This window comes from Nitrosomonas sp. (assembly GCF_022842015.1).
GTDB lineage: Bacteria > Pseudomonadota > Gammaproteobacteria > Burkholderiales > Nitrosomonadaceae > Nitrosomonas.
Map to the genome: position 1 here is coordinate 1 of NZ_JALHQJ010000084.1, position 13078 is coordinate 13078.

A 13078-nucleotide genomic window follows, 5' to 3' on the forward strand; every position below is an offset into this window, starting at 1 on the left:
CTGGACGATGCTGTTATAAACACTGCTGAAAGTACGCTGGTCTGCGCCTTCTTCGATCATGAAGAAATTGGCAGCAAAAGCCATATCGGAGCTGCCGGTAATTTTTTAACCGATGTGTTGCAGCGGGTCAGTATTGCGACTTCACCGGACCGGGAAGCTATGTCATGCGCGTCAGCGAATAGTTTTTTGATCAGCGCGGATATGGCGCATGCTTATCATCCCAACTTTGCTTCAGCCTATGAAGCTGACCATAGTGTGATTGTCAACCAAGGCCCGGCGATTAAATCTAATGCGAATCGACGTTATAGCACTGAAAGTATTTCCACCGCACATTTTATTCGCTGGTGTAAAGAAGCGGATGTCCCCTATCAACGCTACTCGCATCGTAGCGACTTGCCTTGCGGCAGCACGATCGGTCCGATTGCTTCAGCACAGCTGGGTATTCGTAGCGTCGATATTGGCTGCCCGATGTGGGCGATGCACAGCATTCGCGAAAGCGCAGGGGTGCAGGATCATGAATATATGATTAAGGTACTGAAGCGATTTTTTAGTAATTGACGGCGCGATAGAATTGTCGCCACTAAACTGTGTGTCAAATCGTAAGCAACTCATAAGAATATTAATCGTTGTGAGAAAACTCACTGCTTTTCATTCTGTGAAAATATAATAATCATCGCGGGAATGCGTTTGAGAATCAAACGGGCGACTCTGAATAGCCCTTGATTTGATTCTTCTAAACATCATAAACACGGATAAAAAGAGGCTCGATATGCTCGAAATTATGATTGCGGTTTTTCTGATATACGCACTTTTTTCTGGATTAGTCAGCGGCGTCAATGAGTTGATAATCCAGTGGCTTGAAATGCGAGGCAAGGTGTTATTTGAAGGCATTGCAATGATGCTGGGAGAATTGCCCAAGAAAACCTATAAGCCGGGTATTTTTAAACCATTTTTCATAAAAGACGCCAGTCTTACCGAAGATCTATACAAACACCCGTTGATTGACTCGCTGTCACCGGCGGGGAGCACGAGACCTTCGTATATATCGTCGGCCACTTTCTCAGCGGTACTCGTTCAAACGCTATCGAATGATGGCTCATTGGCTGCATTGCGGCAGAAACTAGATGACCGAAATACCCACTTGGGTAAATTATTCGGCCCTATGCTCGATGAAGTCCATGGAGATGTGGAAAAATTCAAAACCAAAATCGAAGCTCATTTCAATGAAGTCATGGACAGAGTGGGCGGGTGGTACAAACGCCGAGCGCAAGTTGCACTGTTTACGATTGGATTGGCACTGGCCGTGTTATTTAACGTGGATAGCATTCATATCATGCAACAACTGCAAAAAAACCCAGCGCAAGTGGAAAAGCTGGTACAGATGGCAGAAGCTAAACTTCAAGATATTGAAGAGCGAAATCAGAAATCAAACGCCAATGTAGACGTTGTTCCAGAAGTTGATAAAAGTGTGGATGTCAACATCATCAAAACACAACTTGCGGACCTTAAGAGTCAATTCGAATCCTTCAATAATTTGGCATTACCTATTGGATGGGCATTTTCAGATCAGCCCGATTCTTGGCTTGATTCTTTTGATTACCCAGCTCAACAAAACCGAGGCTTAAGCTTGCTTGGCTGGTTTCTCACTGCTTTGGCAGCCACACTGGGTGCGCCATTCTGGTTTGATGCTATCTCTAAACTATTTGCAATTCGCGGGGCCGGTAAAAAACCTGATGAATCTGCTACAGCATCTGAAGTACCAGTAGTACAAGTGGTTACATCTCCAGGGAACGTCGCTGCGGTGCATGATATCCAACTGAACGATTTCGAAGCGAGTCGGTTAAATGGTGATGATATTGAGGGTTTGCAAAGAGCCTTGGGAATTCCCGCTGCAAAAATAAATGGAAAATTTAGCGAGGAACTGAGAAATTCGCTCCGCGAATGGCAACGCATCACTGGAAGAACCGTAACCGGCCAATTTGATGAGCCGACTGTATTGGCTCTGCTATACCCTGAATCAGGAAGAAAATAGACATGGCTAGTAGTGTACAAATATTGCCTCAGGCAGGACGCCCGAATATCTCTCCTGAAACGCTGGAAGCATGGCTGACTCCTCACAAAGTAGAACTTCAAAAGTTTCAGCTATGGATTGTGGGGATTCGCGGTTTCTTTCCTGCTATTGGCCCTTCCGGTCAGAATGACCGCAATGTATACGATGATGCGATCATTCTGCGGGTTCCGTCCCTCAATATTTTTTCTGCTTTTAATGGCAATACCGATCCCTCAAGAATATACAACGGTTTCGGCAAGAGTGAGCAAACCAAAGGGATGGCAGTCCTGAAAACAGGATTATGGCCGGCTTACCGTTTTGACCGGCATAATGGTAATCAACCACATGAAGCTATCTGCCAGCGAGCGGGTACGGTTACGGTAATCCGGGACGGCGATCCACCCTACCCGGATACCGGGAATTTTGGCATTAACATTCATCGAGGGGGGTATACAAAAACATCCAGCCTTGGATGCCAAACCATTCCCCCGGAACAATGGGATGAGTTTTATTATCAAGCGAGTGATGCTGCAAAGAAACTTTGGGGAAGCGCATGGAAAAGCAAGGTCGTTGCTTATGTGTTGCTGGAAAATAAGGCATAGCCTCACTCTCACCAAAAATATTAAAGCTGGCCGGAAGTTTTAAGCTGCAGCAGGTGATTATCGTATGATTAATGCGCTGGGATGTTGAATTAACAAGCTGTAGTGATCCTTGTTGCGCGATACCCAACCGCGAATCTCTAGTGATTTCCCAACATAAGTGCTCAGTGCAGGGAACAGATCGAGGTTTGTATTCAAGATGCGTATATCAATCTTATCATCAAATATCAGGCGCGTGTATTTCCTGCTTTTCTTAATCGATGCCGGGGTTCCGGTAAATCGCTGCCAGCCTTTGTTGTGGTTGGCAATTTGCGCGATTAACTTGGGTTGATAATCCGGCATGGACCAGATGCCGAGTTTTTGTTTCTCAGCCTGCTGCTGCGCCTGAATCAGTTTGTCGCTGTAACGTATATTGGGCGGGATGATACTGACGAAGGCCAGGCCATTTTCCAATAGTGCCTGGTTGATATGTTTGCCATCGGGCGTAAAAACATGGGCAAGCAGACGCTTGTACTTATCCCGCTTGGTTTGATCATATTCCAGATAGACTTTCTCTGCCTGTAACTGGGCCTGTAACCACTTCTTAGCCGCAACGCCGCCGGGCTCTTCCGCGCGCAGCCGACTTTCAATTTCAGGGGTGTTGATGCCTAACAAGCGAATCTGTTTTTTATCTTCCAATATAATGGTGTCGCCATCGTATACTCTGACAACAGAATGTAAATGACGCCCGGGTTGACTGACAATATCGAGTTTTTTGGCGCCAGTTGAGGGTACGTCTGAATAGGTTATCCGGCCCCGGTCATCGACGCTGCGGTAGATTTCGCTTGCGAATCCAATGGATGTGACGAAACTAAGGATTAGGTAGCCGATGAAATAATGCTGTTTGCTAAAGAACATAGCCGATATCTCAAAAAAATGGATGCAGCAAGCCGTTGGGAAACGTTTTCGAAACCTCTGATGCAAGGTAAAAACAAGTTCAAAGTACTAAATAAAATGAGTATTTTGAACTTTCTTTTAACGCTGCATCAGCAATGTAGACAGCTTTTTAACGATCCAGTTAGATAAAACTTGGCCTGCATGATGCCATCATATCTGACTATAGTTAATTGCATCAATGTCAATGATCGTGCGTGATCTCTCCACAAAATGATTTTGCGAAGAGATGCGGAAAAATAAGTTGAGTGACTAGTGCGCTATGCTACTCACAAACAGAGGATTTACTGCTTTGATTCTACGACGATATCCCAGAAAGCCTAACAACCCTAATCCGGCTAACCACATCGCATAGGTTTCTGGTTCAGGAATCGGTGGTAGTGGTATCCCATCTATGCCACTCGCTACCGTTCCGCCGATGCCAAATTCACCACCGATAGCACTGTTTAACGCTAAGATTCCATCAGCATTCAATAGGATAGAACGAAACTGAAATCTATCCGACGGATTGTAAATGAACGACCCGTAGGACACGCCAGTCATTAAATCGTTATAAACTGAAGGATTGGTTCCTGTCGCACGTACTTCGGATAATGCGGATGTGATATCGAATAGCTGATAGTCCACTGATCTACCGGCGATTGAGTAGGTAAATAAAGTAAGTGATGCTGAAGTAATAGTTTCACTGATATCTGAAAAATCGAATGTAAAGAAATTGTTGTGATTATCTGTGGTACTACAGCTAGGAAAACACGTCCCAGCGATATAATTTTTGTTTTGCGTTTCATGTTTTGAGCTAGTCCACCAACCGCTGTCAGAAATTGGCAAAAAAAAATCTCCGCTGTTTGTGGTAATATTCAGGCCATTGGATGTGTTTAAGCCATCGTTGCTGAAACCAAATACGTTAATTTCTGCTAATGCTGATCCGGACATCGAAATTCCAATAATAAGCAGCACGAAACTCAGCATATTATTTAACTTCTTCATTTTTCTTGCCTCCAATTAAATCGTTATTCAATTAACCAGGAAGATATATACGGTGCTACTGATTTATACCACAATTTTATTCAAGTAATTGTCAATGCTTGTGGAGAAGCAAGCTATCGATTCTTTCTTCGAAGGTATTCTGAGTAGCTGCCATTTTGATAATGACAAAAAATCTATAGTGCTGGTTGCAAATATTCATAATTTTGTGCGGAATGTCAAATGAAAGTTACTCAGATATTTTCGGAACAAGAAAACTACGCCGAAAAGCAATTTAAGCCAAACTTCTGGAAGAAAGTGGATTAAAATTGACGCCTATTAAATCGGACTGATCGATTGATGATATAAGCAACACCAAGTATTCCTCGATTATCCATAGGCGTGTCAGAAACATTTTAAATTATTTCAAAAGTACTGCGATTATTGCTCATTTTTTCTCAAAAAAATTAATCATTGAGTATGGCATCTGAAACTTTGATTGAGGTCAATGACCTGAATTTTTCCTATCCTACGCGCGCGATTCTGAACGGCATCAATATGTCCATGCGGCGCGGCCAGGTCATTGCGGTGATGGGCGGCAGCGGGTCAGGGAAAACAACGTTATTGCGATTAATCAGTGGCGCGATTCAACCCACTTCCGGATACGTAAAGTTTGCCGGAGAAGTGGTGCATGAACTGGATCGTGATGCGCTGTTCAAGCTGCGACGCAAAATGGGCATGCTGTTTCAGTTTGGCGCACTGTTTACCGATTTGTCCGTGTTTGATAATGTGGCTTTCCAGATGCGTGAGCATACCAATTTGCCAGAATCAATGATTCGTGATCTGGTATTGATGAAGTTGCATGCCGTAGGTTTGCGCGGCGGACATCAGTTGATGCCCAATGAATTATCCGGCGGGATGGCGCGGCGTGTGGCTTTAGCGCGCTCAATCGCGCTGGATCCTATGTTGATCATGTATGACGAACCATTTACCGGGCTGGATCCGATTTCGTTAAGCGTGATTGGCAATCTGATTCGGCGATTGACGGACTCTCTCGGCATGACTTCGATAGTAGTGACGCACGATGTGCATGAATCGTTAAAAATTGTTGATTATGTTTACTTTATTGCAGATGGCGTGATAGCTGCCGAAGGCACGCCTCAAGAAGTGCGCGAATCAATTGCACCTTTTGTGCATCAATTTATCCACGGAGAAGAAGATGGACCGGTACCTTTTCATTATCCTGCACAAGCCTACCGGAAGGATTTGAATCTGGAGGATATCGTTGCTTAAGCAGATTATATCCGGCATTCAGAATATTGGGCATCGTGCGATCGAAAGCGTCTGGCGACTGGGTGTTGCCAGTCGTTTTTTTATTCTGGTGTTATTAAAATCCGGCACCAGTCTGCGTCGATTTAATCTGGTTATACGGGAATTATATTTTACCGGTGTGCTGTCACTGATCATCATCGTGGTATCAGGCTTGTTTGTGGGGATGGTGCTCGGTTTACAAGGCTATGAGACATTGCAGAAATACGGTTCGGAGTCAGCCGTTGGCACGCTGGTGGCATTGTCTTTGGTGCGTGAGTTGGGCCCGGTCGTAGCAGCGCTATTGTTTGCCAGCCGGGCCGGTTCTGCCATTACTGCAGAAATAGGTTTGATGAAAGCAACCGAACAATTGGCAGCAATGGGGATGATGGCGGTTGACCCGATTGCCCGTGTCGTCGCTCCGCGGTTTTGGGCTGGCGTGATTTCCATGCCGTTTTTGGCAGCGATGTTTTCAGTAATGGGTGTTTTTGGTGGATATCTTGTTACTGTGTTATTCATCGGCGTGGATGAAGGTTCTTACTGGTCGCAAATGCAAAGTGCGGTTGATTTCCGGTTTGATATATTAAATGGTTTCATTAAAAGTTGTTTTTTTGGTGTGGCGGTTACCGCAATTGCGGTTTTTGAAGGATATGATGCACCGCCGACGGCAGAGGGCGTATCCGGCGCGACTACGCGCACGGTAGTCACTTCTTCATTAGTCATTTTAGGACTCGATTTTATTTTGACCGCTTTTATGTTTAGAGGGGTGAGTTAATGCAGCGGACAACGATGGATTTATGGGTGGGTGTGTTTGTGATTACAGGTATCATTGCGCTCATGATCCTGAGTCTTAAGGTTGGCAATCTGAATGTTTATAATCCTGCGCAAAGTTATGTGATCACCGGGAATTTTGAGAATATTGGTGGCTTAAAGATCCGTGCACCAGTAAAGAGCGCAGGTGTCGTAGTTGGGCGTGTAACGAATATTCAGTTTAGTACGGAAACTTACGATGCGGTTGTGACTATGAGCATGGATGGCCAATTTGAATTTCCTAAAGATACGTTTGCCAGTATTTTGACGTCAGGGTTGTTGGGAGAACAGTATATTGGATTGGCTGCAGGTGGCGATGAAGTGAAGCTCAAAGAGGGTGATAAAATAATGAAAACCAATTCTGCCATGGTGCTTGAGGAATTAATCGGACGCTTTTTATTTAATAAAGCGGCGGAAGATGATTCTTTCTAATTCAATGGATTGTTAATTTTATTCTGGTTGGTTAGTATTGCATATTACGATTTACGATTAAAAACTTGGTGAGGTGATAATGAAAAGGTTTCTCGGGTTAATGATACTCATGTTTGCTAACTTGGTGGCATCGTCTGCTTGGTCAGTAGATCTAGCACCGGACAGACTAGTGGATAGAACAGTGAAGGAAGTGATCGGGATTATCCAGAAAGATGAAGAGCTGAAAAGCGGCGACAGAGAAAAAATGTTCGATTTGATCGAGGCTAAAATTCTGCCACATTTCAATTTTTCGCGCATGACGCAGCTTGCAATGGGGCAGCATTGGTCCAAAGCCCAGCCGGAGCAGCAAAATAAGATTGTAAATGAATTCCGCATACTGCTAGTACGCACTTATTCCAACGCATTGACAAGTTATCATGATGAAACGATTAAAGTGAATCCATTACCTGATTTAGGTGATCGTACTGAAGCCAAGGTGCGTACCATGGTGATTCAAGGGAAAGGAAAAGAGCCCGTTCCGATTGATTACAGTATGGAGAAGAAACCCGATGGCTGGAAAGTCTATGATGTTACAGTGGCTGGTGTGAGCCTAGTGACAAATTATCGTGGAAGTTTCAACAGTCAGGTTCGCAAAGGCGGCGTGGAAGGGCTTTTGAAGGCCTTGTCGGATAAAAACAAGTCGCTTGAGGGTAAAAGATAGTTGTGACAGTGAGCCGATCCGATCCTTACGCCACAATGATTTTTCGTGATAACAACAGAGTTATTGTGCAAGGTCCGGTCACGATTGGTAATGTTGTGCGGTTGATGCAAGAAGGAATTGCGCTGTTTGATGATCAGCCATTAACGATTGATCTGGAGAAAGTGTCTGAAGTCGATTCAACCATTGTCAGCATGTTGCTTGAATGGTTGCGCGCAACACGCAAAAATACCCATACGCTGCAGTTTATTAACGTGCCTGAAAATCTCACCAGCCTGATTCAGTTATATGGGGTGGCGGAATTAATTCCGATTCCGCCACCCCCAGCCACAGCCCAAAGCACATCTTGATACGATTCTGCTGTCTCTGAAGTTTCTTATAATTTAACTCCCTATACGATGTTATCTGCGATTGAAATCAAGCGCGTATGTAAAGATTTTGGGGGGGTGCGCGCATTAATAGATATTGATCTGGAGATTCTCCCAGGGGAGTTCTTTGCATTGTTGGGTCCCAATGGTGCCGGAAAAACAACGCTGATCAATATTATTGCCGGCTTGTCTTTGGCCGATAGTGGTTCAGTCAATGTGATGGGACACAACGTTATTACACAATACCAGCAGGCACGGCGGAATCTGGGGGTCGTTCCACAGGAATTGGTATACGATCCTTTTTTCAGCGTACGCGAAGTTTTGCTCATCCAATCGGGCTATTACGGGATAAAACACAATAATCGCTGGGTGGACGAAATTATTGAACGCCTCGATTTAACCGGCAAGGCCCATGCGAATATGCGCTCCCTGTCCGGTGGCATGAAGCGGCGTGTTCTGGTTGCACAAGCATTGGTACACAAGCCGCCAGTCATTATTCTGGATGAACCGACAGCGGGTGTGGATGTTGAATTGCGCCAAACCTTATGGGATTTTATCAAGCAACTTAACCAGGATGGGCATACGATTGTTCTGACCACACATTACCTGGAAGAGGCGGAAACCCTGTGCAACCGTGTGGCGATGCTCAAGGACGGTAGGATTATTGCGTTGGATAGCACGCAAAGTCTGATTGGAAAACTGGCTGCAGGCAATTCGGTGAGAATAAGGCCGCTGCCTGATCGTTTACCATTGGCGCTCCAACCGCTGAAGAAAAGTTGCACTAATGGTTTGTATGAACTACGAATAGATAATTATGCGCACATAGAATTTATTCTGTCGGCTTTGAGATCTGAAAATATACACATACAGGAGATGTATTTGCAGCAACCTGATCTGGAGGATGCTTTTGTTAGTCTCATCAGAAATAGCGGAAAAAAATTACAATGACCGGTTTTTTTACCCTGCTACATAAGGAATTATTACGTTTCTGGAAAGTTGGTTTTCAAACCATCATAGCGCCGATGGTTTCCACTTTACTGTATTTACTGGTTTTCTTTCACGTGTTAGAGACGCGGGTGGAAGTTTATCCGGAAATAGCGTATGTCGTTTTCCTAATTCCGGGATTGATCATGATGTCAGTGATCCAGAATGCCTTTGCAAACTCATCTTCCAGCATGATTCAATCCAAAATTAGCGGCAACATCGTATTTGTACTGCTTTCGCCCATCACGTATCGTGCCATATTTTTTGCTTATATTCTGGCATCCATTGTTCGGGGGCTTTTGGTGGGTCTGGGCGTTTATCTGGTCACATTGATATTTTTTGATATTCCGCTACTATTACCCCTTTGGGCACTATTGTTTGTCATTCTGGGAAGTGCGATACTGGGCGCACTGGGATTAATTGCAGGAATTCTGGCAGACAAGTTTGATCAATTAGCCGCTTTTCAGAATTTTATAATTTTACCCCTCACATTTTTATCAGGCGTCTTCTATACCATTCATTCACTGCCAGCCGGTTGGCAGTATTTATCTCACCTTAATCCATTCTTTTATATGATTGATGGATTTCGCTACGGTTTTTTTGGTATATCGGATATTTCGCCTCATATCAGCTTATTGATTGTTTCTATGTGCCTGATAGCGATATCTGCTCTGACCATCAATCTGCTCAGAAGCGGATATAAACTGAGGCAATAAAAAAATTTTGCTTTACTTTAATATGCATAACGCATGAAGGAGAATTGAAATGCTTACCGCAGAGGAAATTAAAACATATATTGAATCATCACTACCCTGTGAACTTGTGCAGGTGGAGGGAGACGACGGGGTTCATTTTCATGCACTGATCGTCAGTTCTGAATTTAATGGGAAGAATGTGGTACAACAACATCAGTTAGTTTACAAATCACTGGGCGATAAAATGAAGCAGGAAATTCATGCACTATCGATGAAAACGTTGACACCTGAACAATGGACAGCAGCTTCCCAATGATGCATATAAATCACTGACAATTTGGTTGACATCGTTCAATCAAAGAATAATTTATAACCATCCCTATTTATTGATCTGGAATTTCATTGTTTAGATTACTTGGTGCATTCGTCGGGTTTTTCATCTTTGGCTTTTTGGGCATTTTCCTGGGCTATTTTGTTGGAAGCTTTATAGATCGATTTAACGCGTACGGTTCAGGTGGGATGAATCCATTTAACGCTACGCGCCGCCAGTCGTTGTTTCTGGAAACCACTTTCATATTGATGGGAAAGCTGGCTAAATCCGATGGACGTGTTTCTGAGACTGAGGTGTCGCATGTGGAGCTGTTCATGCAGAAACTTGGCATGACGCACGAGCACCGCTTAAAAGCCATTGCTTTATTCAAGCAAGGTGCATCGACTAACTATGATATTCATCCGCAAATAAATCAATTTCTCTCTGTATGTGGCGCATCCAGCAACTTGAAACAAATGTTGCTGGTGTATTTGATCATTATGGGATTATCGGACGGACAATTGAATTCCGTCGAAGAGGCGCTTTTGCGCGAGATTGCCGGGCACCTTGGGTATCATCAGGTGGCATTCGATCAGCTAATCGACATGGTGAAGAATCAAATGCACTTTGCCGGCGGACAGACAAGCTCACCCAGTGCACTGGAGGATGCATACCGAGCGCTGGGCGTCAGTAAGAATAGTACAGATCAGGAAATCAAACGGGCTTATCGAAAATTAATGAGTCAATACCATCCAGATAAATTGATGGGGCAGGGTGTACCGGAGGAGATGGTCGCAATGGCCACAGAACAAGCCCAAGAAGTCCAGACTGCCTATGATTTAATTAAAAAGAATCGGGACCAAAATCGGTAGGACCTCTTAATCGACTCAATCACTCAATTGAATCATGAAACCACTGCTGTACACATTCCGCCGTTGCCCCTATGCGATGCGTGCCCGATTGGCCATTAAAGTCAGCAGAGTCGAAGTGGCGATGCAGGAAGTCAGTCTGCGCGCCAAGCCGCGAGAAATGCTGGAATGCTCACCGAAAGGCACTGTGCCGGTATTAAAGTTTGCCGATGGAAATGTACTCGAACAAAGTCTGGACATCATGCAGTGGGCGCTTTCCATCAATGATCCTGAGTGCTGGCTGGAAAGCGATCAGGAAAAATCGAACGAACTTATGTCCTTGATTACGCAAAATGACGAATCGTTTAAACCGGCGTTGGATCTTTACAAGTATGCCGTTCGCTTTCCCGAGCATTCTGAGGCTTATTACCGCGAACAAGCCGAACCCTTTTTAGCTGACCTGAATACACGGTTGAGTAAGGACGGTTACCTGCTGTATGGCCGCTATACATTGGCTGATATGGCCATCTTTCCTTTCATCCGGCAGTTTTGTAATGTCAACCCGGATTGGTTTTATGCTTCACAATATAATTGTCTGACTCAATGGCTGAATTGTTTACTTGAATCTGAATTGTTTCAAAGCGTAATGCAGAAAGAAGTTGATTAACAGACTGATACTGCTGAAAAAGTATTCGAGGTGGGCAATGCATCATAGTGTCAAATGCACAGAAATTTTATTAGGCACTTCCTCCTTTAAAGAAACTCTGAATAACTGTCATTTCGAGCCTGGCAAGCTAATCTATGATATTGAGCACCAGAGATGCCTCACTTTGCTCGGAATGACATATGGGGGTTACTCAGAGTTTCTCTCGGTTTGATTGTTTCACGGTGATAGGGTATCACTGCATGCACATCTCACACTATTTGAGGCAGCATACAGGTACTTCCAGGAATCCAAATTTCGTCACAATACTTTGTGATCAGATTGAATATTTTGTTTCTTTCGACGCGCCATAAAACCGAGTAGACTTAATCCAGCTAAAAGCATCGCGTAGGTTTGGGGTTCTGGAATCGCAGCAATAGAAATATTTCCAAACTGAACAAGGTCCAGTGCGATACCGCCGCTGGATGTGTTGTAGAGAGTTTGGTCAACCGTTACGCTGTGAAATTGCCCCACGCCACTGATAGTAAGTGGTGTTGTGAAGTTGCCAGTTTCCGTATAGCTCGCCTGCCCAACGAGTAAACCATCAAGACCATAGGCCGAGATCGTGATGATGTTTCCGCTGCTTCCAAACAAATCAGCGGAGTAGCCAAAAAAATCCGTAGTTCCAAGTACTCCGTCATTGCCAGCAGCGAAAAAGGAAAACGACACTGGCGTGTCGTAGTCTATCCTTCCATTGCCGTCGATCCCGGCGAGTCCGTTAAAGCCCGAAGGAGCAGACCCGGAGGGTAATGCAACCAATGCCGCTCCATCAATTATTAGGCCAACATTAAGGTACTGGTCTGTCACCCGGGCAGAGGCTGGCACGATCGTGCTCTGCACATACGATGTCGCCACAAGACCACCGGGCAACGATTGCTCGAAATCTATGACCGTGTTGGCAATAACGTAACTGGGAAAGAAAAACGCGATTGCGGCACAAATGGTTATACATGACTTTGATTTCATTTATTCTCCCTGAATTTGTTTTGAAGTGGAGATGTCATTAGTTGTCAATACCATCGCGAGTAGGACTTTATTCGCAAATTATAATGTGGTCAACCAATTCTGGACAATCAGAAAAATAGTGCTTACTCGTTCATGTCAATCCAGCTCACATCGAAATGATAACTTGGAAGCTCAGATGGTGCGCTAAATTTCTGGGTAAGCTCTAAAATAAGCTCCTATTAGCTCAATAAGAAGGCACAAAGTTAATTTGTGCCTTCTTATTGCCGATAAGGAAAGTTAAGTCTTTTCTAGGTTGTGCTTTGCCCTTCAGTTTTACTTTTACGCATCATCATAAAAGCAGCAGCGCCCGCAATCAGCAATACGATTGATACAATGATCGTAATCTTCGATATCGGACGGCCTTCACCTACTG

15 protein-coding genes and 1 pseudogene are annotated in these 13078 nt (G+C 44.4%); 13 read left to right on the plus strand and 3 right to left on the minus strand.

Features of this window, described 5'->3' with window-relative positions:
• From Q0C11_RS13010 to Q0C11_RS13020, 3 genes and pseudogenes are all read left to right on the plus strand, one after another.
• A pseudogene (locus Q0C11_RS13010) lies at positions 1-558 on the plus strand (M18 family aminopeptidase); the annotation flags it as partial.
• 211 nt (positions 559-769) lie between these two features.
• Positions 770-2032 carry a peptidoglycan-binding domain-containing protein gene (locus Q0C11_RS13015; protein WP_293008660.1) on the plus strand — a complete coding sequence of 421 codons (1263 nt, stop codon included), beginning with the start codon at positions 770-772 and terminating at the stop codon, positions 2030-2032.
• A 2-nt stretch (positions 2033-2034) separates the two neighbouring features.
• Complete coding sequence (locus tag Q0C11_RS13020; protein ID WP_293008661.1) at positions 2035-2652, plus strand: hypothetical protein; 618 nt, start codon at positions 2035-2037, stop codon at positions 2650-2652.
• 57 nt (positions 2653-2709) lie between these two features.
• On the opposite strand, the gene Q0C11_RS13025 is transcribed toward Q0C11_RS13020, so the two are convergent.
• On the minus strand, positions 2710-3546 hold the full coding sequence (locus tag Q0C11_RS13025) for a thermonuclease family protein (protein ID WP_293008662.1): 837 nt from the start codon (positions 3544-3546) through the stop codon (positions 2710-2712).
• Between the two features lie 288 nt (positions 3547-3834).
• The gene (locus tag Q0C11_RS13030; protein WP_293008664.1) at positions 3835-4569 is read right to left on the minus strand and encodes a PEP-CTERM sorting domain-containing protein; all 735 of its coding nucleotides are present in this window, start codon (positions 4567-4569) and stop codon (positions 3835-3837) included.
• Positions 4570-5025: 456 nt separating this feature from the next.
• Here Q0C11_RS13030 and Q0C11_RS13035 point away from each other — a divergent pair, with 456 nt between their 5' ends.
• The 10 genes from Q0C11_RS13035 to Q0C11_RS13080 all read left to right on the plus strand — a co-directional run bounded on the left by Q0C11_RS13035 (position 5026) and on the right by Q0C11_RS13080 (position 11664).
• A complete protein-coding gene (locus Q0C11_RS13035) occupies positions 5026-5838 on the plus strand; it encodes an ABC transporter ATP-binding protein (RefSeq protein ID WP_293008666.1) in 813 nt (270 codons plus the stop codon).
• Complete coding sequence (gene mlaE / locus Q0C11_RS13040) at positions 5831-6628, plus strand: lipid asymmetry maintenance ABC transporter permease subunit MlaE (protein ID WP_293008668.1); 798 nt, start codon at positions 5831-5833, stop codon at positions 6626-6628. The genes Q0C11_RS13035 and mlaE overlap by 8 nt, the downstream gene beginning before the upstream one ends.
• The gene (gene mlaD, locus Q0C11_RS13045; RefSeq protein ID WP_293008670.1) at positions 6628-7095 is read left to right on the plus strand and encodes an outer membrane lipid asymmetry maintenance protein MlaD; all 468 of its coding nucleotides are present in this window, start codon (positions 6628-6630) and stop codon (positions 7093-7095) included. Before mlaE ends, mlaD begins: the two co-directional genes overlap by 1 nt.
• 79 nt (positions 7096-7174) lie before the next feature.
• Positions 7175-7795, plus strand: a complete 621-nt coding sequence (locus tag Q0C11_RS13050; protein ID WP_293008672.1) for a phospholipid-binding protein MlaC — start codon at positions 7175-7177, stop codon at positions 7793-7795.
• A gap of 8 nt (positions 7796-7803) precedes the next feature.
• Positions 7804-8142, plus strand: a complete 339-nt coding sequence (locus tag Q0C11_RS13055) for an STAS domain-containing protein (protein WP_293008674.1) — start codon at positions 7804-7806, stop codon at positions 8140-8142.
• Between the two features lie 48 nt (positions 8143-8190).
• On the plus strand, positions 8191-9108 hold the full coding sequence (locus Q0C11_RS13060; RefSeq protein ID WP_293008676.1) for an ABC transporter ATP-binding protein: 918 nt from the start codon (positions 8191-8193) through the stop codon (positions 9106-9108).
• The gene (locus tag Q0C11_RS13065; RefSeq protein ID WP_293008678.1) at positions 9105-9860 is read left to right on the plus strand and encodes an ABC transporter permease; all 756 of its coding nucleotides are present in this window, start codon (positions 9105-9107) and stop codon (positions 9858-9860) included. The genes Q0C11_RS13060 and Q0C11_RS13065 overlap by 4 nt, the downstream gene beginning before the upstream one ends.
• 49 nt (positions 9861-9909) lie before the next feature.
• A complete protein-coding gene (locus tag Q0C11_RS13070) occupies positions 9910-10155 on the plus strand; it encodes a BolA/IbaG family iron-sulfur metabolism protein (protein ID WP_293008680.1) in 246 nt (81 codons plus the stop codon).
• Positions 10156-10241: 86 nt separating this feature from the next.
• Positions 10242-11021, plus strand: a complete 780-nt coding sequence (djlA, locus tag Q0C11_RS13075; RefSeq protein ID WP_293008682.1) for a co-chaperone DjlA — start codon at positions 10242-10244, stop codon at positions 11019-11021.
• Positions 11022-11055: 34 nt separating this feature from the next.
• Complete coding sequence (locus tag Q0C11_RS13080; protein WP_293008684.1) at positions 11056-11664, plus strand: glutathione S-transferase; 609 nt, start codon at positions 11056-11058, stop codon at positions 11662-11664.
• Positions 11665-11961: 297 nt separating this feature from the next.
• On the opposite strand, the gene Q0C11_RS13085 is transcribed toward Q0C11_RS13080, so the two are convergent.
• A complete protein-coding gene (locus Q0C11_RS13085) occupies positions 11962-12666 on the minus strand; it encodes a PEP-CTERM sorting domain-containing protein (protein ID WP_293008686.1) in 705 nt (234 codons plus the stop codon).
• Positions 12667-13078 lie beyond the last annotated feature (412 nt).